Raw genomic sequence first — 23643 nt, forward strand, 5'->3', positions numbered from 1 at the left:
GGCGTGCTCACTTCGCGTTGTTGACCACGTGCGTGCGCACCAGGCCCACGACACCACCCCAGTTGCCGTTGGTGTAGTGGTTGTATGCCTCCTTGTCGTCGCGGAAGACCACCGAGTGGTTGCTCCACTTCGTGCGCCCGCCCTGGTTGGCCGCGGTGCCGAGCGTGAGGTCGTTGCAGAACCAGTCCGACGGGTTGCAGAAGCTCGCGCCGCTCGAACCCGAGACGCCGCCGGCGCTGTGGTAGGCCACGGCCTCGTCGTCCTGCCCCGGCAGCAGGCCCGAGTACAGCGTGCCGCGTGCGCCGGCATACATGTAGAACGTGACGCCAGCCGTGCTGTTGTGGTTGTACAGCGCGCGTGCACTGCTGGTCTTCAGGTCGCTGACCAGCGGCTCGCTCAGCGCCCAGTCGCCGGCGTCGGCCAGCTCCGAGCCGCCACCCGCGCCGGCTGCCACGTCGACCCACTTGATGTTCCAGCCAGTCTGGGTGCCCCCGGTGTTGCCGCACTGGCCGTTGCTGCCGGGCACGGCGTTCTTCTGGTTGCGGGTGCTGGTTCCGTACAGCGACAGCGCGTAGCCGATCTGCAGGTTGCCCGCGGAGTGTGCCGCCACGTAGCACCAGTTCGGGCCGGTGCAGTAGCAGTCGAGCGCGTCGCGGATGCCGCCGTTGGTGGTGCTGATGCGGTTGTAGCCGTCCCAGTTGACGGCCTTCTTGTTCACGCCCGCGGCGGTGGTGGCCGGGCCCCAGTAGCTGAAGTCGGCGGTGTTGCCGACCTGGGCGTTGTTGCTGCGGCCGTTGATCCACAAGGTGTAGTTCGTGGCCTGCGCGGCCGCGGCCAGCAGGCCAGCGCCGATGGCCAGGCCCGCCAGGGCCCGGCGGATGCCGATGTGCATGGGTCGTCTCCTCCGCTGCGCTCTGACGGGCAGGGTGAGCGCACTGTGCGGCGAACGATCGTTCGCTTTCAACAAGAACTTACCCTGAAGGCGGCACGCCCGACCGGGCGGCGGCGGGCGACCGGGGCCCCGTCGATATAATCAGCGTTTACCACCAGGGCACATTCCCAGTGCCTCACGACATGACCAAGTTCGTCTTCGTCACCGGCGGTGTGGTGTCCTCACTCGGCAAGGGCATCGCGGCGGCCTCTCTCGCGGCGATCCTCGAATCGCGCGGCCTCAAAGTCACCCTGATCAAGCTGGACCCGTACCTCAACGTGGATCCGGGCACGATGAGCCCGTTCCAGCATGGCGAGGTCTTCGTCACCGACGACGGCGCCGAGACCGACCTGGACCTGGGCCACTACGAGCGCTTCATCACGACGCGGATGAAGAAGACCAACAACTTCACCACCGGCCAGATCTACAAGTCGGTGCTCGAGAAGGAACGCCGCGGCGACTATCTTGGCAAGACGGTGCAGGTGATCCCGCACGTCACCAACGAGATCCAGGAATTCGTCAAGCGCGGCGCGGTCGACGTCGACGTGGCCATCGTCGAGATCGGCGGCACCGTGGGCGACATCGAGAGCCTGCCCTTCCTGGAGGCGGTGCGCCAGATGAGCCTGAAGCTCGGGCCCAACAACAGCGCCTTCGTGCACCTGACCTACGTGCCGTACATCGCTGCCGCCGGCGAGCTGAAGACCAAGCCGACGCAGCACACGGTGCAGAAGATGCGCGAGATCGGCATCCAGCCCGACGTGCTGCTGTGCCGCGCCGACCGGCCCATCCCCGACGACGAGCGCGAGAAGATCAGCCTGTTCACCAACGTGCAGCCGCACGGCGTGATCAGCATGTGGGACGTGGACACCATCTACAAGGTGCCCCGCGTGCTGCACGAGCAGGGCCTGGACGAGCTGATCTGCATGAAGCTGCAGCTGCTGACGCGTCCGGCCGACCTGAAGCGCTGGGACACCCTGGTGCACGAGGTCGAACACCCGCAGCACCGCGTGAAGATCGCGATGTGCGGCAAGTACACCGACCTGTCCGACAGCTACAAGAGCCTGAACGAGGCGCTGCGCCACGCCGGCATCCACAACCACGCCAAGGTCGACATCGAGTACGTGGATGCCGAGACGCTGACCGCGGACACCGCGGCGCAGCTGGCGCAGTTCGACGCCATCCTGGTGCCCGGCGGCTTCGGCAAGCGCGGCATCGAAGGCAAGATCGTCGCGGTGCAGTACGCACGCGAGCACAAGATCCCGTACCTGGGCATCTGCCTGGGCATGCAGGTCGCCACCATCGAGTACGCGCGCCACGTCGCCGGCCTGCCCGAGGCCAACAGCACCGAGTTCGAGCCCGACGCGCGCCACCCGGTCATTGCCCTGATCGAGGAGTGGCAGGACCGCGACGGCAGCATCCAGAAGCGCAGCGCGAGCAGCGACCTCGGCGGCACGATGCGCCTGGGTGCGCAGAGCAGCGACGTCAAGCCCGGCACGCTGGCGCATCGCATCTACGGCAACGTCGTCACCGAACGCCACCGCCACCGCTACGAAGCCAACGTGAACTATCTCGACCGGCTGCAGCAGGCCGGGCTGGTCATCAGCGCGCTGACGCAGACCGAGAAGCTGACCGAGATCGTCGAGCTGCCGCACGACGTGCACCCGTGGTTCATGGGCGTGCAGTTCCACCCCGAGTTCAAGAGCACGCCCTGGGGCGGGCACCCGCTGTTCAGCAGCTACGTGAAGGCCGCGCTCGACCACCAGGCGCGGCAGGCGCAAACCGTGAAGGCCGCAGCATGAAGCTCTGCAACTTCGACGTCGGCCTCGACAAGCCGTTCTTCCTGATCAGCGGGCCCTGCGTCGTCGAGAGCGAGCAGCTGCAGATGGACGTGGCCGGGCGGCTGCAGGAGATCACGCAGTCGCTGGGCATCCCGTTCATCTTCAAGAGCAGCTTCGACAAGGCCAACCGCAGCAGCGGCACCAGTTTCCGCGGCCCGGGTCTGGAGCGGGGCCTGGAGATCCTGGCGAAGGTGAAGCGCACGCTGGGCGTGCCGATCCTCACCGACGTGCACGACGAGGGCCAGATCGCCGACGTGGCAGCGGTCGTCGATGTGCTGCAGACACCGGCCTTCCTGTGCCGGCAGACCGACTTCATCCGCGCGGTGGCGCAGAGCGGCAGGCCGGTGAACATCAAGAAGGGGCAGTTCCTGGCCCCGCACGACATGAAGAACGTCATCGACAAGGCCCGCGCCGCCGCGCGCGAGAAGGGCCTGCCGGATGACGTGTTCATGGCCTGCGAACGCGGTGCGAGCTTCGGCTACAACAACCTCGTGTCCGACATGCGCAGCCTGGCCATCATGCGCGAGACGGGTGCGCCGGTGGTGTTCGACGCCACGCACAGCGTGCAGCTGCCGGGCGGCCAGGGCACGAGCAGCGGCGGCCAGCGCGAATTCGTGCCGGTGCTGTCGCGCGCGGCCGTGGCGGTCGGGGTGGCGGGTCTCTTCATGGAAACGCATCCGGATCCGGCCAACGCCTTGTCGGACGGCCCGAACGCCGTGCCGCTGAAACACATGCGCGCGCTGCTGGAGCAACTGGTGGCACTGGACCGCGTGGTGAAGACGCAGCCGCTGCTCGAGAACGATTTCAGCTGCTGAGGGATGCACCGATGGCCACGCCTGCCTACCTGATCGTCGAGTCCAGCATCACCGACCCGGTCGCCTTCCAGCGCTACATGGCGATGGCCCCCGAGGTCGTGAAGGCCTTCGGCGGCGAGTACCTGGTGCGCGGCGGCCGCATGCACGTGCTGGAGGGCGACTGGACGCCGCCCCGGCTGACCGTGCTGCGCTACCCCGACTTCGAGACGGCGCGGGCCATGTACGACAGCCCGGCCTACGTGGCCGCGCGCGCGCTGCGCCACGGCGCGACCGCCTGCTTCAACATGGTGCTGGTCGAGGGCGTCGACGCCCCGGTCTGAGCACCGATCGCAACGAACTTCAAGCCATCCTGAGGACACGCATGAGCGCCATCGTCGATATCGTCGGCCGAGAGATTCTCGACAGCCGCGGCAACCCCACCGTCGAATGCGACGTGCTGCTGGAAAGCGGCACCATGGGCCGCGCCGCCGTGCCTAGCGGTGCCAGCACCGGCAGCCGCGAAGCCATCGAGCTGCGCGACGGCGACAAGAGCCGCTACCTGGGCAAGGGCGTGCTGCGCGCGGTGGAGCACATCAACACCGAGATCAGCGAATCGGTGCTCGGCCTCGATGCGTCGGAGCAGGCCTTCCTCGACAAGACGCTGATCGACCTGGACGGCACCGAGAACAAGAGCCGCCTCGGCGCCAATGCGACGCTGGCCGTGAGCATGGCGGTGGCGCGCGCCGCTGCCGAGGAAAGCGGCCTGCCGCTGTACCGCTACTTCGGCGGCATGGGCCGCATGAGCCTGCCGGTGCCGATGATGAACGTCATCAACGGCGGCGCCCACGCGAACAACAACCTCGACCTGCAGGAGCTGATGATCATCCCGGTGGGCGCACCGACGTTCCGCGAAGCCGTGCGCTACGGCGCCGAGGTGTTCCACGCACTGAAGAAGATCATCGACGGCAAGGGCATGACGACTGCGGTCGGTGACGAAGGCGGCTTCGCGCCCAACGTGGCCAGCCACGAAGCGGCGATCCAGATGATCCTGGAGGCGATCGACAAGGCCGGCTACACCGCCGGCGAGCAGATCGCCATCGGCCTGGACTGCGCGGCGAGCGAGTTCTACAAGGATGGCAAGTACCACCTGGAAGGCGAAGGCCTGCAGCTGAGCTCGGCCGAGTGGACCGATGTCCTGGCGACGTGGGTCGACAAGTACCCGATCATCAGCATCGAAGACGGCATGCACGAAGGCGACTGGGACGGTTGGAAGATCCTGAACGACCGCCTTGGCAAGAAGGTGCAGCTGGTGGGCGACGACCTCTTCGTGACCAACACGAAGATCCTGGAGCGCGGCATCCGGGAAGGGGTGGCCAACTCCATCCTCATCAAGATCAACCAGATCGGCACGCTGAGCGAGACCTTCTCGGCCATCGAGATGGCCAAGCGGGCCGGCTGGACCAACGTCATCAGCCACCGCAGCGGCGAGACCGAGGACAGCACCATCGCCGACATCGCAGTGGGCACCAACGCCGGCCAGATCAAGACCGGCTCGATGAGCCGCAGCGACCGCATCGCCAAGTACAACCAGCTGCTGCGCATCGAGGAAGACCTGGGCGATGTCGCCAGCTACCCCGGCCGCTCGGCGTTCTACAACCTGAGGTAGCGTCTTGCGCTGGGTCACGGTCGTGCTGGCAGTGCTGCTGCTCGCAGTGCAAGCCGACCTGTGGCTCGGTCGTGGCAGCCTGCCGCAGGTGATGCAGTTGCGGTCGCAACTCGCCGTGCAGCAGGCCGTCAACGAAGAGGCGCGGACGCGGAACACCCGGCTCGCTGCAGAGGTCAGCGACCTGAAGGAAGGCCTGGAGATGGTCGAAGAGAAGGCGCGCAGCGAGCTGGGCATGCTGCGACCGGACGAGATCCTGGTCCAGGTGTCCCCGCGGCCTTGAACTGCACCCCTGCATCAGGACAACCTCGCCTTGCTTGAGTCGCTGCTGCAGGCAGCCAGGCCCTTGTTCACGGCGGCATTCACGCTGTGGGGCAGCCCCGTCACCTGGCTGGAAATCGTCGGCTTCGTGCTGTCGGTGACGATGGTGCTGTGCAACTGGCGCGTGAACCCGCTGGGCTGGCCATTGGCGATGCTGTCGTCGTTCCTGTATGCGCTGCTGTTTGCGGACAGCAAGCTGTATGGAGAAGCGGGGCTGCAGCTGTTCTTCATCGCGATGGCGGGATGGGGTTGGTCGCAATGGCTGCGCGGGACCGGTGACGGCGGCCGCGCGCTGCAGGTCGGAACACTCAGCGCGCGGCAACGGTGGTTGTGCTTGCTGGGTGTGCTTGCCGCCTGGCCGGTGCTGGCTCTGGCGCTGCTGCGCTTCACGGACAGCGACGCCGCGTGGCTCGACGCACTGCCCACGGTCGGCAGTGTGGCCGGCACGCTGCTGCTTGCACGCAAGCGGGTGGAGAACTGGGCAGTGTGGACGATCGTCAATCTGGTCAGCGTCGCCCTGTTCGCCTCCAAGGGGCTCTGGCTGACGGTCGTTCTGTATGCCTTGTTCACCGTGATGGCACTCTGGGGCTGGCGCACCTGGCGCGGCATGCTGCGTGGCTGAGCCGGCGCTGGTCATCGGCATCGTCGGCGCTGAAAGCACCGGCAAGACTGCGCTGGCAGCCAGCCTGGCCGAGCGGATCGGCGTCGACACCGGTCTGCGCACGACCTGGGTGCCGGAACAGTTGCGGCTGTGGTGCGACGCGCGGCAACGCACGCCGCGACCGGAGGAACAGGCGGGGATCGCCGCGCTGCAGCGCGCAGCGGTCGAGGCCGCAGCTGCAGCCCATGATGTCGTGATCACCGACACGACGCCCCTGATGACGGCGGTCTACAGCCGCAAGCTGTTCGGCGACGACAGCCTGCTCGCGGAGGCCCTGGCCTGGCAACGCAGTTGCGCCGTGACGCTGCTGACCGCATTGGACCTGCCGTGGGTGCCGGACGGGTTGCAACGCGATGGTCCGCACGTGCGCGAGCCCATCGACGACCTGATTCGTCACCTGTTGTCCACGCACGGCGTGCCCTGGTCCCTCGTGGCCGGCTTCGGCGACCTCCGGGTCCAGCAGGCCCTGGATGCCGTCGCGCCTGCGCTGCGGGCTTTGTCTCCATCGACTCGGGGACTCTTCACGCAACTGGCGACCCGCAATGCGCAACAACGTCCTTGGATCTGCGTCGATTGCGACGATCCGGACTGCGAACACGCCATGCGGCGTGCGACCTGACTGCGCAAGCAGACGCGCGGCGGGCGTTTCGTTGGCCCCAAAGGAAAAACCCCCGACTCGAGAGAGCCGGGGGTTTTCGGATATTAGCCTGACGATGTCCTACTTTCACACGGGAACCCGCACTATCATCGGCGCAAAGGCGTTTCACTGTCCTGTTCGGGATGGGAAGGAGTGGGACCACCTTGCTATGGTCATCAGGCTTAACTTGTTGCCGCGTCGTGCTGGTGCACGCCGCAGCCAATTCATAGAGTCTCAATCAGCATGATTGCGTCTTGGCATAACGTTTTGACTCATCGTCAAAGTTATAGGGTCAAGCCGCACGAGCAATTAGTATCGGTTAGCTTAACGCATTACTGCGCTTCCACACCCGACCTATCAACGTCCTGGTCTCGAACGACTCTTCAGGGGGCTCAAGGCCCCGGCAAGACTCATCTTGAGACGAGTTTCCCGCTTAGATGCTTTCAGCGGTTATCTCTTCCGCACTTAGCTACTCGGCAATGCCACTGGCGTGACAACCGATACACCAGAGGTGCGTCCACTCCGGTCCTCTCGTACTAGGAGCAGGCTCTCTCAATCTTGCAGCGCCCACGGAAGATAGGGACCAAACTGTCTCACGACGTTTTAAACCCAGCTCACGTACCTCTTTAAATGGCGAACAGCCATACCCTTGGGACCGGCTACAGCCCCAGGATGAGATGAGCCGACATCGAGGTGCCAAACACCGCCGTCGATATGAACTCTTGGGCGGTATCAGCCTGTTATCCCCAGAGTACCTTTTATCCGTTGAGCGATGGCCCTTCCATACAGAACCACCGGATCACTTAGTCCTACTTTCGTACCTGCTCGACTTGTCAGTCTCGCAGTCAAGCACGCTTATGCCTATGCACTATTAGCACGATTTCCGACCGTGCCTAGCGTACCTTCGAACTCCTCCGTTACACTTTGGGAGGAGACCGCCCCAGTCAAACTGCCCACCATACACTGTCCCCAACCCGGATAACGGGCCAAGGTTAGAACCTCAAACACACCAGGGTGGTATTTCAACGTTGGCTCCATAAGAACTAGCGTCCCTACTTCAAAGCCTCCCACCTATCCTACACAGATCTGTTCAAAGTCCAATGTAAAGCTACAGTAAAGGTTCATGGGGTCTTTCCGTCTTTCCGCGGGGAGATTGCATCATCACAAACATTTCAACTTCGCTGAGTCTCTGGAGGAGACAGTGTGGCCATCGTTACGCCATTCGTGCAGGTCGGAACTTACCCGACAAGGAATTTCGCTACCTTAGGACCGTTATAGTTACGGCCGCCGTTTACTGGGACTTCAATCAAGAGCTTGCACCCCATCATTTAATCTTCCAGCACCGGGCAGGCGTCACACCCTATACGTCGACTTTCGTCTTTGCAGAGTGCTGTGTTTTTAATAAACAGTCGCAGCCACCGATTCTCTGCGGCCTCATTGGGCTCCCCAAGTAAATGGTTCACCTACTAAAGGCACACCTTCTTCCGAAGTTACGGTGTCAATTTGCCGAGTTCCTTCTCCAGAGTTCTCTCAAGCGCCTTAGAATACTCATCTCGCGCACCAGTGTCGGTTTGCGGTACGGTCGTGTGTAGCTGGAGCTTAGTGGCTTTTCCTGGAAGCAGGGTATCACTCACTTCAGCGGCAAGCCGCCTCGTTATCACACCTCAGCTAAGCCCTCCGGATTTGCCTAGAGGGCACGCCTACATGCTTGAACCGGGACATCCAACACCCGGCTGAGTTAACCTTCTCCGTCCCCACATCGCACTACACATCGGTACAGGAATATTGACCTGTTTCCCATCAGCTACGCATCTCTGCCTCGCCTTAGGGGCCGACTCACCCTACGCCGATGAACGTTGCGTAGGAAACCTTGCGCTTTCGGCGAGGGGGCTTTTCACCCCCTTTAACGCTACTCATGTCAGCATTCGCACTTCTGATACCTCCAGCAGACCTCACGATCCACCTTCACAGGCGTACAGAACGCTCTCCTACCACGCACATTGCTGTGCATCCGCAGCTTCGGTAACTGGCTTAGCCCCGTTACATCTTCCGCGCAGGACGACTCGATCAGTGAGCTATTACGCTTTCTTTAAATGATGGCTGCTTCTAAGCCAACATCCTGACTGTTTTAGCCTTCCCACTTCGTTTCCCACTTAGCCAATTTTGGGGACCTTAGCTGGCGGTCTGGGTTGTTTCCCTCTTGTGTCCGGACGTTAGCACCCGGTGCACTGTCTCCCAAGCTGTACTCATCGGTATTCGGAGTTTGCAATGGTTTGGTAAGTCGCCATGACCCCCTAGCCATAACAGTGCTCTACCCCCGATGGTAATACTTGAGGCACTACCTAAATAGTTTTCGGAGAGAACCAGCTATCTCCAAGTTTGTTTAGCCTTTCACCCCTATCCACAGCTCATCCGCTAGTTTTGCAACACTAGTCGGTTCGGACCTCCAGTACCTGTTACGGCACCTTCATCCTGGCCATGGATAGATCACTTGGTTTCGGGTCTACACCCAGCGACTGAACGCCCTATTCGGACTCGGTTTCCCTGCGCCTTCCCTATTCGGTTAAGCTTGCCACTGAATGTAAGTCGCTGACCCATTATACAAAAGGTACGCCGTCACCCTTGCGGGCTCCGACTTTTTGTATGCATGCGGTTTCAGGATCTATTTCACTCCCCTCCCGGGGTTCTTTTCGCCTTTCCCTCACGGTACTAGTTCACTATCGGTCGATTACGAGTATTTAGCCTTGGAGGATGGTCCCCCCATATTCAGACAGGATTACACGTGTCCCGCCCTACTTGTCGCATGCTTAGTTCCACACCATGATTTTTTCATACGGGGCTATCACCCGCTATGGCCAGCCTTTCCAGACTGTTCTGATAATCTCGATGCTAAAACATGCAGGCTGTTCCGATTTCGCTCGCCACTACTTTCGGAATCTCGGTTGATGTCTTTTCCTCGAGCTACTGAGATGTTTCAGTTCACCCGGTTCGCCTCGCATACCTATGTATTCAGTATGCGATACCCCTAAGGGTGGGTTTCCCCATTCGGAAATCTCCGGATCAAAGCTTATTTGCCAGCTCCCCGAAGCTTATCGCAGGCTACCACGTCCTTCATCGCCTGTAATCGCCTAGGCATCCACCACATGCACTTATTCACTTGACCCTATAACTTTGACGCCTCCTGACGGAAGGCATCGGTCAATGAACGATTTGAGTATTACGCGTTATGCCGAAACTTCAATTCTGGAATTGAAGTTTGTTTTGACGCAATCATTAAGTTGCCGACGGCACGGTGACCTTGCGGTCTTTCCGTCGACAACACTGATTTTCGACTCTATGAATTGTTAAAGAACGACAGCCGATCTCTCGATCGAACCGGCCAATGCACAGCATGCATTCGCCGCTTCGAACAGATCTTTGGTGGAGGTGAACGGGATCGAACCGATGACCCCCTGCTTGCAAAGCAGGTGCTCTCCCAGCTGAGCTACACCCCCGATTGCGATGGTGGGTCTGGTTGGATTCGAACCAACGACCCCCGCCTTATCAAGACGGTGCTCTAACCAACTGAGCTACAGACCCGCACAATTGGGTATCTGTCGTCAACAACAGCCGATAAGTGTGGGCGCCCAAACTTGAGTGCGCTTTTTCCAGAAAGGAGGTGATCCAGCCGCACCTTCCGATACGGCTACCTTGTTACGACTTCACCCCAGTCACGAACCCTGCCGTGGTAATCGCCCTCCTTGCGGTTAGGCTAACTACTTCTGGCAGAACCCGCTCCCATGGTGTGACGGGCGGTGTGTACAAGACCCGGGAACGTATTCACCGCGGCAAGCTGATCCGCGATTACTAGCGATTCCGACTTCACGCAGTCGAGTTGCAGACTGCGATCCGGACTACGAACGGTTTTCTGGGATTGGCTCCCCCTCGCGGGTTGGCAGCCCTCTGTACCGTCCATTGTATGACGTGTGTAGCCCTACCCATAAGGGCCATGATGACCTGACGTCATCCCCACCTTCCTCCGGTTTGTCACCGGCAGTCTCATTAGAGTGCCCTTTCGTAGCAACTAATGACAAGGGTTGCGCTCGTTGCGGGACTTAACCCAACATCTCACGACACGAGCTGACGACGGCCATGCAGCACCTGTGTTCTGGCTCTCTTTCGAGCACTCCCAAATCTCTTCAGGATTCCAGACATGTCAAGGGTAGGTAAGGTTTTTCGCGTTGCGTCGAATTAAACCACATCATCCACCGCTTGTGCGGGTCCCCGTCAATTCCTTTGAGTTTCAACCTTGCGGCCGTACTCCCCAGGCGGTCAACTTCACGCGTTAGCTACGTTACTGAGAAGAAACCCTCCCAACAACCAGTTGACATCGTTTAGGGCGTGGACTACCAGGGTATCTAATCCTGTTTGCTCCCCACGCTTTCGTGCATGAGCGTCAGTACAGGCCCAGGGGATTGCCTTCGCCATCGGTGTTCCTCCGCATATCTACGCATTTCACTGCTACACGCGGAATTCCATCCCCCTCTGCCGTACTCCAGCCTTGCAGTCACAAATGCAGTTCCCAGGTTGAGCCCGGGGATTTCACATCTGTCTTGCAAGACCGCCTGCGCACGCTTTACGCCCAGTAATTCCGATTAACGCTTGCACCCTACGTATTACCGCGGCTGCTGGCACGTAGTTAGCCGGTGCTTATTCTTCAGGTACCGTCATCGCCCCAGGGTATTAACCCAGAACTTTTCTTCCCTGACAAAAGCGGTTTACAACCCGAAGGCCTTCTTCCCGCACGCGGCATGGCTGGATCAGGCTTGCGCCCATTGTCCAAAATTCCCCACTGCTGCCTCCCGTAGGAGTCTGGGCCGTGTCTCAGTCCCAGTGTGGCTGGTCGTCCTCTCAGACCAGCTACAGATCGTCGGCTTGGTAGGCCTTTACCCCACCAACTACCTAATCTGATATCGGCCGCTCCAATAGCGAGAGGTCTTGCGATCCCCCCCTTTCACCCGTAGGTCGTATGCGGTATTAATCCGGCTTTCGCCGGGCTATCCCCCACTACTGGGCACGTTCCGATATATTACTCACCCGTTCGCCACTCGTCGCCAGGTTGCCCCGCGTTACCGTTCGACTTGCATGTGTAAGGCATGCCGCCAGCGTTCAATCTGAGCCAGGATCAAACTCTTCAGTTCGATCTTGATAAATTACTCAAAGAATTGAAGTGAACTTCACTTGCATGAAAATTCAATTCAGTGAGCGTTTAAGGTCCATGAGACCTCGACCTTCAACAGGTTTGACCCCGCATCCAGTCTCGGCACTCGCCTTCAAACGCCCACGCTTATCGGCTGTGTGTTGTTAAAGAGCTGCGCTGCTTTTGCTGCGCTTCGCTGACTTGTCATCAGCGAAGCCCTCAACTATGTCAGCTTCGGATTGCGCTGTCAACACCCTTTTGCGATTCAGTGCGAAGTCTTTTCGCGCCGTTTCGCTTGCGGGACTGCGTTCGCAGCAACAAGCCGAGCCCGCCAGTATACACAGCTTCTTCAGCCTGGTTCAAGGCGCACAACGGCTCAACAGCTCAACGCAACCCGAGTCGTTCCGCCAGACTCGGCTCGCTCACGGTCCGGTCCAGTCTCAGGTGCTGCTCCAGCGCGTGCAGGTGCTGGTGCATCAGCGCCGCTGCCCGCGCTGCGTCGCCCTGCGTGATCGCCTCGACGATCGCTGCGTGCTCTTCGTGCTCGCAGGGTGCGTTGCCAGGCGGTTCGTGCAGCGCCACGATGAGCGAGCTGCGCGACACCGTTTCCGCCAGGCACCGCTGCAGGATGCCGTTGCCCGCCAGCTCGGCCAGCCGCAGGTGGAAGGCACTGGCAAGTCGCGCCCACGCCGGCTGGTCGAAGCGGTGCATCGCCGCCTGTTCCTGCTGCAGTTGCTCCCGCAAGGCCTGCAGGTCGGCCGCTGTCGCGCGCGCCGCGACAAGGGCCACGATGGCGGCCTCCAGCGCACGCCGCGCCTCGAAGATCTGCCGGGAGTCCTCTGCGCTCGGCACCGCGACGATCGCACCCCGGTTCGGCCGCAATTCGACGATGTGGTCGTGCGCCAGCCGTTGCAGCACCTTGCGCACGACCGACCGCGTGACGCCGAACAACGTGCACAGCGCGGCCTCCGGCAGCTTCGTGCCCGGCGCCAGGCGCTGCGCCATCACGCTGTCGAACACCGCGCTGTAGATGCGCTGCTCCACCGCGTCGGCCGGGCGGCCGGCCTCAGCAGACCGCCGCATGCAGCCGTGTCGCCAATTCGATCAGCGCCAGGTCGCTTCCGGCCGGCCCGAGCAGCGAGATGCCGAGCGGCACGCCCGCGGGCGTCTGCATCGGAATGCTGACCTGCGGCAACCCCGCCAGCCCCGCGATGCAGGTGATGGCCATCGTGCGCAGCCGCACCGCATCGACAGCCGCGGGATCGGCATCGCGCAGGGGCGCCAGGCTGGCTGCCGACGGCAGCACGGCCACGCCGTCGTCGCCCAGCAGCGCACGCACCAGGCCGCGGATCCGCACCACTTCCGCGCGGGCGACCGCGGCCGCCGCATCTTCGATCCTGCTGGCCGCATCCCAGCGCGCCGCGACCGCAGGACCGAACTGCGGCTGGTGCCGGCGGATCCACGCCCCATGGGTGGCCCAGCCCTCGTGGGCGCCGGCCGTGGCGTAGATCTGCCGCCACGCCGCAAGGTCCGACCCGTGCGCCGCGGCGACATGCACCGCGTCGCGCGCCAGCAGTTGCTGCAGGACGCCCACCACCTGCGCCATCGGCGCAGCGAAGTCGGCGTCGGCCAGTGCGGCCGCATCGTCCAGCACCAGCGGGCGACGCCACGCAGGCTGCACCCGATGCTGCGGCGGCAACAGCACCGCGCCGACCCGCGCGAACACCGTGGCGTCGCGTGCCAGCCAGGTGACCGTGTCGAAGCTCGGGTGCAGCGGCACCATGCCGCTGGCCGAGACGGCGCCGTGTGTCGTGCGCAGGCCCCACAGCCCGCAGTAGCTGGCAGGCACGCGGGTCGAGCCGCCGGTGTCGGTGCCGATGGCGAAGTCCACGAGACCGGCTGCCACGGCCGCCGCAGAGCCGCTGGATGAGCCCCCGGTCACCCGCAGCGGCGCGCGCGCATTGCGCGGCGCACCGTAGTGCACGTTGTCGCCGTGCAGGCTGTAGGCCAGCTCGTCGGTGAGCACCTTGCCCATCAGCGTGGCGCCGGCTTCGGTCAGTTGCGCCACCACGGCGCTGTGCACGGCCGGCACTGCGTGCGTCGCCAGCCAGGCCGGGTTGCCGGCGCCGGTGGCATGGCCGGCCACGTCGAACAGGTCCTTCACGGCAAACCGCAACCCCTGCAAAGGGCCATCGGGGCGCCCCGCCAGCACGAAGCGGCCGTGCGGCACCCAGGCGCCCACCGTGTCATCGATCGGAAAGCTCATGCGAACTCCGCCGGCCGCTCGGCGGCCAGCGCCTCCATGTGGCTGCACACCGCCCCGGGCGTGGTGCACCAGACCTCGCCGCGCCCGCGCGCAGCCGCCACGTGCTCCAGCGCCCGCCGCAGGTGGCGCAGCCGGTAGGGCTGGCCCACCAGGTACGGGTGCAGCGCGATGCCCATCACCAGTGGTTGGCTCCGCGCCTGCACCAGCATCTCGTCGCACTGGTCGATGACCATCTGCGCGAAGTCCTTCCCGTCCATCTGGCGGCCCACGATCATCGGGATGTCGTTCAGCTCCTGCGGGTACGGCACGGCCCACAGGCCGCGCCCGCTGCGGGTGCGCATGCGCTGCGGCTGGTCGTCGTGGCACCAGTTCAGGGTGTAGGCGTAGCCGGTTTCGGCCAGCAGGTCGGGCGTGACGCGGCTTTCCGAGATCCACGGCGACAGCCACCCGCGCGGCACCTGCCCGCTGTGGGCGGCCATGCGCTCGCGGCACAGCGCCAGCAGTTCGCGTTCCGACGCCTCGTCCAGCGCGCCCTGGCGCTCGGCATTCGTGTGGCCGTGGCCGACCAGTTCGTCGCCGCGGTCCACGCAGGCCGCCACCAGCTCCGGGCAATGGTCGTACAGCGCGGTGTTCACGATGGCGGCCGTGGGCAGGCCCAGCTGGTCGAACAGTTCGAGGCAGCGCCAGGCACCCACGCGGTTGCCGTACTCGCGCCAGCTGTGGTTCAGCACGTCGGGCGCGGGCGACACCGGCCCGATGCCCGCCCCCAGGCCCTCGCCGAACGCGAAGTGCTCGAGATTGAAGCCGATGTACACCGCCAGCCGCGCGCCGCCGGGCCACGCGTAGTCGGGGCGGCGCGTGATGGCGCTGTAGCCGAAGCGGCCATGGTCGGGCAGCGGGCCCAGGTACTGCGCAGACATGGCGTGGGCGCTCAGCGCAGGGGGCCGGCGGCGGGACCGACGCCGCACCGCGGCCGCTGCGCGGGCCGGGCTTCGTGGTTGTGCATGGCGATCTCCTTGCTGACGTGCGGAAGGCAGGACCCCGCCCCGTGCAAGAGCCATGCCGCCGTGTCGACGATCCGTTGGACAGATTGTCGACACGGCCTGTCGCCGCCTGTGCACATCTGGCATGGGGCTTGCACTCGACGGCGGCGCGGGCGCCCTCCGTCCCGCCCTCGGTGCACCGCAACCTTCTGGAGACGTCCCCATGCCCGGTTCCCTGCTCCCCCGTGCCCCTTCCCGCGTGCGCCGCACGCTCGTCGCCGCCGCGCTGGCCGCGGCCGGTCTGGGCGTCAGCGCGCTGGCGCAGGCGCAGGAGGCCATCAAGATCGGCCTCGTCACCGCGTTGTCCGGGCAGTCGGCGCTGGCCGGCGAGGCGATCACGCGCGGCATGCAGGTGGCCATCGACGAGATCAACGCCAAGGGCGGCCTGCTCGGCGGCCGCAAGCTCGAACTGGTGCGCCGCGACGACGAAGGCAACCCGGCCAAGGGCGTGGTGGCCGCGCGCGAGCTGATCTACCGCGAGAAGGTGGCCGTGATCTTCGGCGGCCTGGACACGCCGGTGTCGATGGCCATCGTGCCGCTGGTGAACCAGGAGAAGGTGCCGTTCATGGGGCCGTGGGCCGCCGGCACCGGCATCACGAAGAACGGCGCCAACCCGAACTTCGCCTTCCGGGTGTCGGCGGTCGACGAGATCGTCGACATCGGCATGCTGGCCTACGCGCAGAAGACGTTCAAGACCGCCCGGCCCGGCCTCATCCTCGTCAACAACCCCTGGGGCGAAAGCAACGAGCGCGGCCTGAAGGCGGCGATGGCTGCGAAGAACGTCACCGCCGCGGGCGTCGAGAAGTACGAGGCCAACGACGTCGACATGGTGCCGCAGCTCACGCGGTTGAAGGCCGCGGGGGCCGACACGCTGTTCCTGGTGGGCAACGTGGGGCCGTCGGCCCAGGTGGTGAAGTCCCTCGACCGCATGGGCTGGAAGGTGCCCGTCGTCTCGCACTGGGGGCCGGCCGGCGGCCGCTTCAGCGAACTGGCCGGGCCCAATGCGAAGGACGTGCACTTCGTGCAGACCTACAGCTTCTTCGGCAAGCAGGGCCCGGTGGGCGAGCGCGTCATCAAGGCCATGACCGCCAAGTACCCCAACGTGAAGGGCCCGGCCGACATCACGCCGGCCGTCGGCGTGGCCAACGCCTACGACGCCATGCACCTCACGGCGCTGGCCATCGCGGCTGCCGGCTCGACGCAAGGCGACGCGGTGCGCCAGGGTTTCTACAGGATCGACCGCCACGAGGGCCTGATCAAGACCTACGTGAAGCCCTTCTCAGCCACGAACCACGACGCCGTGGGCAGCGACGACTACGTCTGGGCGCAGTTCATCGACAACCGCATCGTGCCCGTCGGCCTCACCGCGAACTGAGCGGGCCGGCGCGATGCTGGAGCTGTCGGCGCTGATCAGCGGCCTGGGCCTGGGCAGCATGTACGGGCTGATGGCCCTGGGCTTCTATGTCACCTACGCCGTCAGCGGCACCGTGAACTTCGCCCAGGGCAGCTCGATGATGCTCGGCGCCGTGCTCACCTACGCCTTCGCGCAGACGCTGGGCTGGCCCGGGCCGGCGGCCATCGTGCTGGCGCTGCTGCTGTGCGCGCTGTACGGCCTGCTGGTCGAACGGCTGGCGGTGCGGCCCTTCGTGCGCCGCGACTCCGACGCCTGGCTGATGGCCACCGTGGCGCTGGGCATCGTGCTCGACAACGTCGTGATGTTCACCTACGGCAAGGAACCACGCAGCCTGCCGTCGCCGCTGGCGCAGACGCCGCTGGAAGTGGGCGGGCTGGGGCTGGGCGTGTACCCGCTGCAGCTGCTGATCCCGGTGGTGGGGCTCGCGCTGGCCGCGGTGCTGCACACGGTGTCGCGGCGCACGCGCTGGGGCACGGCGCTGCTGGCCGTGGTGCAGCACCGGCAGGCGGCGCAGCTGATGGGCATCCCGATCCGGCGCGCGGTGGCGCTGGCCTTCGCGCTGTCGACGCTGTTCGCGGGCGTGGCCGGGGTGCTGATCGCGCCGCTGTTCAACGTGCACTCCGACATGGGCACGCTGTTCGGGCTGAAGGCCTTCGCGGTGGCCATCCTGGGCGGCATCACCAGCGCCTGGGGCGTGATGCTCGCCGGCCTGCTGTTCGGCGTGGTGGAGGCGCTGATCACGGCCACGCTGGGCTCGGGCTACACGCAGATCCTGACCTTCGCGCTCGTCATCGCGGCACTCGCGTGGCGGCCGAACGGCCTGTTCGGCCGCGCCGAGGTGAAGAAGGTATGAAACCCGCGGTGCTGGGCCTGGGCAGCGCGCCGCAGATCGCCGCGGTGCTGGCGCTGATGGGGCTGGGCGCCGTGCTGGCGCTCACGGTCAACGGCTACTGGGTCTTTGTGCTGGCCAACGTGGCGCTGCTGGCGCTGGTGGGCATCGGGCTCAACGTGCTGCTCGGCCTGGCCGGGTTGGTGTCGTTCGGGCACGTGGGCTTCTACGCCATCGGCGCCTACACGGTGGCCATCCTCACCACCAAGGCCGGCCTGAGCTTCTGGCTGGCCTGGCCGCTGGCAGCCCTGCTGGGCGCGGGCTGCGGCGCGCTGCTGGCGCTGCCGGCGCTGCGCGTGAAGGGGCCGTACCTGGCGATGATCACCATCGCGTTCGGCTTCATCGTCGAACACGCCATCGTCGAGGCCGCCAGCCTCACCGGCGGGCAGAACGGCGTGATGGGCATCGCGGCGCCGTCGCTGGGGCCGCTGGCCCAGGGTGAACGCGCGATGGCGCTGCTGGCCATCGCCGCCGCAGGCGTGGCGCTGGCGGGCTTTGCGTGGCTGTCGCGCGGGACCTGGGGCGCGGCACTGCGCGCGGTGCGCGACGCCGAGACGGCGGCCGAATCGATCGGTGTCGACCCGCTGGCGTTGAAGACCGTGGCCTTCGCCGTCTCGGCCGCGTGCGCCGCGGCGGCGGGCGCGCTGTTCGCGCCGCTGTCGGGCTTCGTCACCCCGCACACCTTCGGCTTCCTGCAGTCCATCCTGTTCGTGCTGGTGGTCATGCTCGGCGGCGCCGGCTCGGTGGCCGGGCCGCTGGTGGGCGCGGTCATCGTCGGGCTGCTGCCCGAGTTGCTGTCGGGGCTGGAGGAATACCGGCTGCTGTTCTTCGGCGGCCTGCTGCTGCTGGTGCTGTGGCTGGCGCCCGACGGCGTGGCCGGCGCGCTGCAGCGCCTGCGCCTGCTGCTGCAGCGCAGCCGCGGGAGCGTGCCGCCGGACACGCCCGCGCCGCCGGCCGAGGGTGGCGACGCCGTGCCGCAGCGCCCGCGCCAGCCGCTGGTGGCGCACGGCCTGACCATGCACTTCGGCGGCGTGCGGGCCGTCACCGACCTGCACCTGCAGGCCCGCGCCGGGGCCGTCACCAGCCTCATCGGCCCCAACGGCGCGGGCAAGACCACGGCGCTCAACATGCTCGGCGGCTTCTACGTGCCCACGGCCGGCAGCTTCGCGCTCGGCGACCGCGCGCTCGCCGGGCAGCGCACGCTGCACATCGCCCGCGCCGGCGTGGCCCGCAGCTTCCAGACCTCGCAGCTCTTCGGCAGCCTGAGCGCGCAGGACAACGTGGTGCTGGCGCTGCACCGCGGCCGGCTCGGCCCGCTGCTGGGCGCGGCACGGCGGTGCGACCCGCAGGTGGTGCGGCGTGCCCGGCAGCTGCTGGCCTTCTGCGGCTACGCCGGCCGCGCCGAGACGCTGGCCGCCGACCTGCCGCACGTGGACCGGCGGCTGGTGGAGATCGCCCGCGCGCTGGCCACCGACCCCGACGCCCTGCTGCTCGACGAGCCCGCCGCCGGTCTCTCGCGCGCCGACAAGCAGCGGCTCGCCACGCTGCTGCGGCGCATCGCCGATGCCGGCATCGCGGTGCTGCTGGTCGAACACGACATGGCCCTGGTGATGGCCATCAGCGACCACGTGGTGGTGCTCGATGCCGGCGCGCACCTGGCAGCCGGCACGCCGGCTGCGGTGCAGGCCGACCCGGCCGTGCAGCACGCCTACCTGGGCAAGGCGCTGGAAGGCCGCCGTGCGGCAGCGCCGACCGCCGCAGGCGACGGCGCCACGCCGGCAGCGCCCGAACTGCTGGGCGTCGGCGCACTGGTGACCGGCTACGGCGCCGAGCCCGTGCTGCACGGCATCGACCTGCAGGTGCGGCGGGGCGAGGTCGTGGCGCTGCTGGGCGCCAACGGCGCCGGCAAGTCGACGCTGATGCGCACGCTGGCGGGGCTGCACCGGCCGGTGCAGGGCGGCATCCACCTGGAAGGCCGCGACCTCGGCGCGCTGAGCGCCGAGCAGGTGGTGGCGCTGGGCGTGGTGCTGGTGCCCGAGGGCCGCCAGGTCTTTGCCGAACTGAGCGTGCTGGACAACATCCGCCTCGGCGCCTTCCTGCACCCGGCCGATCGCGAGGAGCGGGTCGAGCAGCAGCTGCAGCGCTTTCCGCGGCTGCGCGAACGACTGCACCAGCGCGCCGGGCTGCTGTCGGGCGGCGAGCAGCAGATGCTGGCCATCGCGCGTGCACTGATGTCGCGCCCGCGCATCCTGCTGCTGGACGAACCCTCGCTGGGCCTGGCGCCGAAGGTCATCGCCGAATTGTTCGCCGCGCTCGACGCGCTGCGGCGCGAGGGCATGACGCTGCTGGTGGTGGACCAGATGGCCGGCCTGGCGCTCGCGCTGGCAGACCGCGCCTACATCATCGAAGGCGGCCGCATCGTGGCGCAGGGCACGGCCGCCGGGATCGCGGCCGACGGCGCGCTGGCCCAGGCCTACCTGGGCGGCGCGGCGGTGGCGGTGTAGGCAGCGGGGCCGGCAGCCAGCGCCTGCGCCACCGCGCCGGAGTCGGGCACCACGGCCGCCAGCTCCAGCAGCAGGCGGCGCGCGGCGGCGGGGTCGGCGGCGCCCAGCGCCGCGGCCATCTCCAGCAGCGGCTGCAGCGCCGGCTGGAAGTCGGGGCTGGTGCGCAGCACGTCCAGCAGCGGGCCCTGCACCTGCGCCAGCATCACGCGCACGTCGGGCTGCGGGCGCACGCCGCGCCCGGCGGCAAGGAAGCGGTCGCGCGCGGCCAGGTACGCCCCCAGGCGCGCCGAGAGGGCCGGATCGGCCGGCGCCTGCAGCAGTTCGTGGGGCGCGATCGCGAACTGCGCCACCCACGCCAGCAGCCGGTCCTGCGGCGACGGCTGCGGCGTGTAGACGCTGCGCGGGGCGAGGTGCGCCACGACGGGGTGGTCGTCGGTGTTCAGCGGCGCGCCCGCGGCGAAGCGCGCCAGGCTGGCCGGGCCGGCAACGAAGCTGCCCAGCAGCGCCAGCGGGTCGCCCAGACCGAAGCCCGCCGGGCCGTCCGGCTGGCCCGGGCGGCCCGCCGCTGCCAGCGCGCGCTGCAGGGCCTGCGGATCGAAGCCACCCGGCCCGGCCTGGCCCACGAGGCCGAGCACCGGCGTGCGCAGGCTGTGCGTGGCCAGCAGCGCACGCGCGTCGGGGTACACCGCCTGGAAGCTGCGCACGATGCTGCGCAGCGTGGCCGTGTCCAGCTGGTGCAGCGGCAGCCACTGGCAGAACAGGCCGCCCGGCGCCAGCCGCGCGCGCACGGCGGCGAAGTGCTCCACCGTGTACTGCGCGCCCGAGCCGCTGCGGGCGGGGTGGAAGTTGTCGGCGACGACGACGTCCCAGGCGGCGGTGCCGGCGCGCACGAAGCGGCGCGCGTCGGCCACGTGCAGGCGCAGCGACGGCGACGGCGCGGGCACGAACAACGGCAGCGCCTGCAGCACTTCGGGCACCAGCTCCACCGCATCGACCACCAGCCCCGCGCCGGTGGCCAGCGACGCGGCCGTGGCCGCCGTGACGCCGGTGCCCACGCCCAGGAACAGCGCGCGCTGCGGCTGCGGGTGCAGCAGCAGCGGCAGCAGCGCCTGGCGACCGTCGGCGAAGCGCGTGGCGCTGCTGCCTTCCTGCGCGCGGTTGTCGATGTGCAGGCTGCGCACGCCCTGGCGGTCTTCCACCACGCTCGCGGTGGCCGAGGCCCCTGTGTGCAGCGCCAGCAGCCGCCCGCCGGCAGGCACGTCCACCAGCACCAGCGGCGGCGCCAGCACCACCAGCGTGGCGGTGCCGCCGGCCAGCACCCAGGGCACCGGCTGCCGCCAGCTGCGCCGCGCCAGCAGGAGCAGGTAGGCGGCCGGCACCGCCAGCACCGCGGCCTTTGCGCCGCCCAGCGGCAACGCCAGCACGCCGAAGACCAGCGGCGCCGCGGCCGCGCCCAGCGTGTTCCAGCCCAGGGCGCGGCCGAAGCCCAGGCCGCTGCCACGCGCTTCGTCGCACAGCTGGCCGAACAGCGCCCCCATCACCAGCGTCGGCGGCCCGAAGGCCAGCAGCGCCACGCCGGCTTCGGCCAGCAGCGCCGCGGTCATCGGCTCCACCGCCCAGGACAGCAGCGCCTGCTGCGCGGCCGCGCGCAGCGCCGCGGCGCTCCACAACGCCGCCAGCCCCAGGCCGACGGCACCGGCCAGTGCCAGCAGCAGCTGCTCGCGGCGGCCGGCGTCGTGGCCGAGGCGCGCCGTGCGGCGCTGGTGGCCGGCCGCGCCCAGCGCCGTGCCCGCCAGGTACACGGCCAGCACCAGCGCGAAGGTGTAGACCGTGTTCTCGAACACCTGCCCCAGCACGCGCAGCACCAGCACCTCGTAGCCGATGCCCAGCAGCCCGGTGGCCACCAGCAGCGCGCGCAGGCGCCATGCAGGAGCGCGCGCGGGCAGTGGTGTGGCTGCATGCGGTACGGCCACGGGCAAGGCCAGCGCCGCCGCCGCGCAGACGAGGTTCAGCGCCGCGCACGCCGCGGCCGTGCGGGCCAGCCCGAAGGCGGGCAGCAGCCAGAAGGCCGTGGCCAGCACACCTGCCACCGCCCCCAGCGTGTTGGCGGCATACAGGCCGGCGATGGCACTGCCCCGCCGGCCCTGGCCGGCCACCAGCCCTGCCAGCGCCGGCAGCGTGGCGCCCATCGCCGCGGTGGCCGGCAGCAGCAGCACGAAGCTGCCGCCGAAGGCCAGCCACCACTGGCGCAGCGGGCCGGGCTCGGGGCCGGCCGCCTGCACCAGCGCCTGGCTGGCGGGCGCCAGCCCCCACCACAGCACCGCCGCCCACAGCGCGATCAGCACTTCGCACGCGGCGTACCAGCGTGCGGGCCGAAGGCTGCGTTCGATGCGCGCGCCCAGCGCGAAGGCGCCCAGCGCCAGGCCGCCGAAGAAGGCCGCCACCACTGCCAGCACCGCGGCGTGTTCGTGGCCCAGCCAGAGCGCGCTCTGCCGCGTCCAGACGATCTGGTAGCCCAGGCCGGCGAAGCCCGAGGCCAGCATCAGCAGCGGCAGCCACCACGGCACCGGCGCCGTGGACTGCGCCTGGCCTGCCGGCGCGCCCGCTGCCTGCGGTGCCCGTGGCTCAGCCAGCGAACGCAATGCGGTAGCCCCAGGAGTCGAGTTGCGTCGGGATGGCGTTGAAGGCCATCGTGATGCGGCGCGCGCCCGGGTTCGGCGGCACGGCGTGCATCAGGTAGCTGGGAAACAGCACCACGTCGCCCGGCTCGGGCGCGGGGCCGACCCACTTGTCCGCGTTGTAGGGCCCCTGCTCCACGCCGGCGTGGTCGTTCTTGAACGAGAACTCCACGCCGCCAGGCGACTTCATGAACACCGTGCGCGCGTCCGCATGCGTGGGCGTCAGGTAGACCACGCCCGAGATGAAGCTGTTGGCATGGTTGTGCATGGCCTGGCGCCCGCCGGTGTCGAGCACGTTGACCCACATCTCCTTGATCGACCAGCCCAGGCGCTCGCCGAACAGCAGCGCGCCGAACGCCGCCAGCTTCGGCGCCAGCACCGAGGCCGCGGCCACCAGCAGCGGGCTGTCGCCCGGCTGCAGCAGCGTGGTGTGGCTCAGGCGGTCCGAGGCGTTGTTGGCGGTGGCCGCCCGGTGCTCGAAGTGCGCACACAGGCCGGCCACGAGCGCGGGGTCCAGCGCCTGCCGTGCGCGCATCACCGGGACCGGGAAGAGGCCGAAGACGTCGTCCATCAGGGGGTCGGCGCTGCGGCAGGCACAGCGTGCAAGAGCCAAGAAACCGCGCAGTCTGGACCGCACACGGCGACAGCTTCGTGACAAGGCCGGCAGTCGTCGCGGCGCGCCACAAGCCCGCCACAACCCCGCCACAACCCCACCTGCCGCGGGGCACTGTCTTCATCGCGTCACGCCGCTGTCACCACGGGCCGCGATCGTCCGCTGCATGCCGGTGCCCGTCGGGCCCGCTCCACGCTGCACACAAGGACGCA

16 protein-coding genes, 2 tRNA genes and 3 rRNA genes are annotated in these 23643 nt (G+C 67.1%); 10 read left to right on the forward strand and 11 right to left on the reverse strand.

The features are described 5' to 3' along the window. Positions 1–7: 7 nt before the first annotated feature. Positions 8–892 (reverse strand): hypothetical protein, encoded by an 885-nt coding sequence (locus ACPOLB_RS07045; protein ID WP_425260594.1) that lies wholly within the window; start codon positions 890–892, stop codon positions 8–10. 182 nt (positions 893–1074) lie between these two features. On the opposite strand from ACPOLB_RS07045, the gene ACPOLB_RS07050 reads away from it, so the two are divergent. From ACPOLB_RS07050 to ACPOLB_RS07080, 7 genes are read left to right on the forward strand one after another with little or no spacing between them, the layout of a single operon-like run. After that, complete coding sequence (locus tag ACPOLB_RS07050) at positions 1075–2730, forward strand: CTP synthase (RefSeq protein ID WP_425260595.1); 1656 nt, start codon at positions 1075–1077, stop codon at positions 2728–2730. After that, positions 2727–3584 (forward strand): 3-deoxy-8-phosphooctulonate synthase, encoded by an 858-nt coding sequence (kdsA, locus tag ACPOLB_RS07055; RefSeq protein ID WP_425260596.1) that lies wholly within the window; start codon positions 2727–2729, stop codon positions 3582–3584. The genes ACPOLB_RS07050 and kdsA overlap by 4 nt, the downstream gene beginning before the upstream one ends. 11 nt (positions 3585–3595) lie before the next feature. Then, positions 3596–3904, forward strand: a complete 309-nt coding sequence (locus tag ACPOLB_RS07060) for a DUF1330 domain-containing protein (protein ID WP_425260597.1) — start codon at positions 3596–3598, stop codon at positions 3902–3904. 41 nt (positions 3905–3945) lie between these two features. Next, positions 3946–5229, forward strand: a complete 1284-nt coding sequence (eno, locus tag ACPOLB_RS07065; RefSeq protein ID WP_425260599.1) for a phosphopyruvate hydratase — start codon at positions 3946–3948, stop codon at positions 5227–5229. A gap of 4 nt (positions 5230–5233) precedes the next feature. Further along, a complete protein-coding gene (ftsB, locus tag ACPOLB_RS07070; protein ID WP_425260600.1) occupies positions 5234–5509 on the forward strand; it encodes a cell division protein FtsB in 276 nt (91 codons plus the stop codon). A 30-nt stretch (positions 5510–5539) separates the two neighbouring features. Continuing rightward, on the forward strand, positions 5540–6169 hold the full coding sequence (gene pnuC, locus ACPOLB_RS07075) for a nicotinamide riboside transporter PnuC (RefSeq protein WP_425260601.1): 630 nt from the start codon (positions 5540–5542) through the stop codon (positions 6167–6169). Continuing rightward, on the forward strand, positions 6162–6827 hold the full coding sequence (locus tag ACPOLB_RS07080; RefSeq protein ID WP_425260602.1) for an AAA family ATPase: 666 nt from the start codon (positions 6162–6164) through the stop codon (positions 6825–6827). Before pnuC ends, ACPOLB_RS07080 begins: the two co-directional genes overlap by 8 nt. An 86-nt stretch (positions 6828–6913) precedes the next feature. Here the strand turns inward: ACPOLB_RS07080 and rrf are convergent. The 8 genes from rrf to ACPOLB_RS07120 all read right to left on the reverse strand — a co-directional run bounded on the left by rrf (position 6914) and on the right by ACPOLB_RS07120 (position 15210). Further along, positions 6914–7026, reverse strand: a 5S ribosomal RNA gene (gene rrf / locus ACPOLB_RS07085). 107 nt (positions 7027–7133) lie between these two features. Next, positions 7134–10008, reverse strand: a 23S ribosomal RNA gene (locus ACPOLB_RS07090). A gap of 255 nt (positions 10009–10263) precedes the next feature. Further along, positions 10264–10339: transfer RNA gene (locus tag ACPOLB_RS07095), tRNA-Ala, on the reverse strand. Between the two features lie 8 nt (positions 10340–10347). Beyond that, positions 10348–10424 (reverse strand) — tRNA-Ile (locus ACPOLB_RS07100). Between the two features lie 72 nt (positions 10425–10496). After that, a 16S ribosomal RNA gene (locus tag ACPOLB_RS07105) occupies positions 10497–12025 on the reverse strand. The 16S, 23S and 5S rRNA genes sit together here with 2 tRNA genes alongside, the layout of an rRNA operon. A gap of 383 nt (positions 12026–12408) precedes the next feature. Continuing rightward, positions 12409–13107 (reverse strand): GntR family transcriptional regulator, encoded by a 699-nt coding sequence (locus ACPOLB_RS07110; protein WP_425260603.1) that lies wholly within the window; start codon positions 13105–13107, stop codon positions 12409–12411. Further along, positions 13091–14290: an amidase gene (locus ACPOLB_RS07115; protein WP_425260604.1), complete on the reverse strand. Its 1200-nt coding sequence runs from the start codon at positions 14288–14290 to the stop codon at positions 13091–13093. Before ACPOLB_RS07115 ends, ACPOLB_RS07110 begins: the two co-directional genes overlap by 17 nt. Next, complete coding sequence (locus ACPOLB_RS07120) at positions 14287–15210, reverse strand: polysaccharide deacetylase family protein (protein WP_425260605.1); 924 nt, start codon at positions 15208–15210, stop codon at positions 14287–14289. The genes ACPOLB_RS07115 and ACPOLB_RS07120 overlap by 4 nt, the downstream gene beginning before the upstream one ends. 286 nt (positions 15211–15496) lie before the next feature. Between ACPOLB_RS07120 and ACPOLB_RS07125 the strand changes: the two genes are divergently transcribed. From ACPOLB_RS07125 to ACPOLB_RS07135, 3 genes are read left to right on the forward strand one after another with little or no spacing between them, the layout of a single operon-like run. After that, a complete protein-coding gene (locus ACPOLB_RS07125; RefSeq protein ID WP_425260606.1) occupies positions 15497–16708 on the forward strand; it encodes an ABC transporter substrate-binding protein in 1212 nt (403 codons plus the stop codon). Positions 16709–16721: 13 nt separating this feature from the next. Continuing rightward, positions 16722–17600, forward strand: coding sequence for a branched-chain amino acid ABC transporter permease (locus tag ACPOLB_RS07130; protein ID WP_425260607.1), 879 nt, complete (start codon positions 16722–16724; stop codon positions 17598–17600). After that, positions 17597–20140 (forward strand): ATP-binding cassette domain-containing protein, encoded by a 2544-nt coding sequence (locus tag ACPOLB_RS07135; RefSeq protein ID WP_425260608.1) that lies wholly within the window; start codon positions 17597–17599, stop codon positions 20138–20140. Before ACPOLB_RS07130 ends, ACPOLB_RS07135 begins: the two co-directional genes overlap by 4 nt. On the opposite strand, the gene ACPOLB_RS07140 is transcribed toward ACPOLB_RS07135, so the two are convergent. Next, positions 20110–22782 (reverse strand): spermidine synthase, encoded by a 2673-nt coding sequence (locus ACPOLB_RS07140; RefSeq protein ID WP_425260609.1) that lies wholly within the window; start codon positions 22780–22782, stop codon positions 20110–20112. The two genes, ACPOLB_RS07135 and ACPOLB_RS07140, sit on opposite strands and share 31 nt — an antisense overlap. Next, positions 22766–23389 (reverse strand): putative 2OG-Fe(II) oxygenase, encoded by a 624-nt coding sequence (locus ACPOLB_RS07145; RefSeq protein ID WP_425260611.1) that lies wholly within the window; start codon positions 23387–23389, stop codon positions 22766–22768. The genes ACPOLB_RS07140 and ACPOLB_RS07145 overlap by 17 nt, the downstream gene beginning before the upstream one ends. Between the last annotated feature and the right edge of the window lie 254 nt (positions 23390–23643).

The sequence above is a fragment of the Rubrivivax soli genome (assembly GCF_049810355.1).
Lineage (GTDB): Bacteria > Pseudomonadota > Gammaproteobacteria > Burkholderiales > Burkholderiaceae_C > Rubrivivax.

Bases quoted from the DNA above. Each gene is read 5' to 3' on its own strand.
- ACPOLB_RS07135 (WP_425260608.1), top strand. From the start codon at position 17,597: ATGAAACCCGCGGTGCTGGGCCTGGGCAGCGCGCCGCAGATCGCCGCG.
- ACPOLB_RS07050 (WP_425260595.1), top strand. From the start codon at position 1,075: ATGACCAAGTTCGTCTTCGTCACCGGCGGTGTGGTGTCCTCACTCGGC.
- ACPOLB_RS07045 (WP_425260594.1), bottom strand. From the start codon at position 892: ATGCACATCGGCATCCGCCGGGCCCTGGCGGGCCTGGCCATCGGCGCT.
- ACPOLB_RS07130 (WP_425260607.1), top strand. From the start codon at position 16,722: ATGCTGGAGCTGTCGGCGCTGATCAGCGGCCTGGGCCTGGGCAGCATG.
- ACPOLB_RS07145 (WP_425260611.1), bottom strand. From the start codon at position 23,389: ATGGACGACGTCTTCGGCCTCTTCCCGGTCCCGGTGATGCGCGCACGG.
- ACPOLB_RS07110 (WP_425260603.1), bottom strand. From the start codon at position 13,107: ATGCGGCGGTCTGCTGAGGCCGGCCGCCCGGCCGACGCGGTGGAGCAG.
- ACPOLB_RS07125 (WP_425260606.1), top strand. From the start codon at position 15,497: ATGCCCGGTTCCCTGCTCCCCCGTGCCCCTTCCCGCGTGCGCCGCACG.
- ACPOLB_RS07115 (WP_425260604.1), bottom strand. From the start codon at position 14,290: ATGAGCTTTCCGATCGATGACACGGTGGGCGCCTGGGTGCCGCACGGC.
- eno (WP_425260599.1), top strand. From the start codon at position 3,946: ATGAGCGCCATCGTCGATATCGTCGGCCGAGAGATTCTCGACAGCCGC.
- kdsA (WP_425260596.1), top strand. From the start codon at position 2,727: ATGAAGCTCTGCAACTTCGACGTCGGCCTCGACAAGCCGTTCTTCCTG.
- ACPOLB_RS07120 (WP_425260605.1), bottom strand. From the start codon at position 15,210: ATGTCTGCGCAGTACCTGGGCCCGCTGCCCGACCATGGCCGCTTCGGC.
- ACPOLB_RS07060 (WP_425260597.1), top strand. From the start codon at position 3,596: ATGGCCACGCCTGCCTACCTGATCGTCGAGTCCAGCATCACCGACCCG.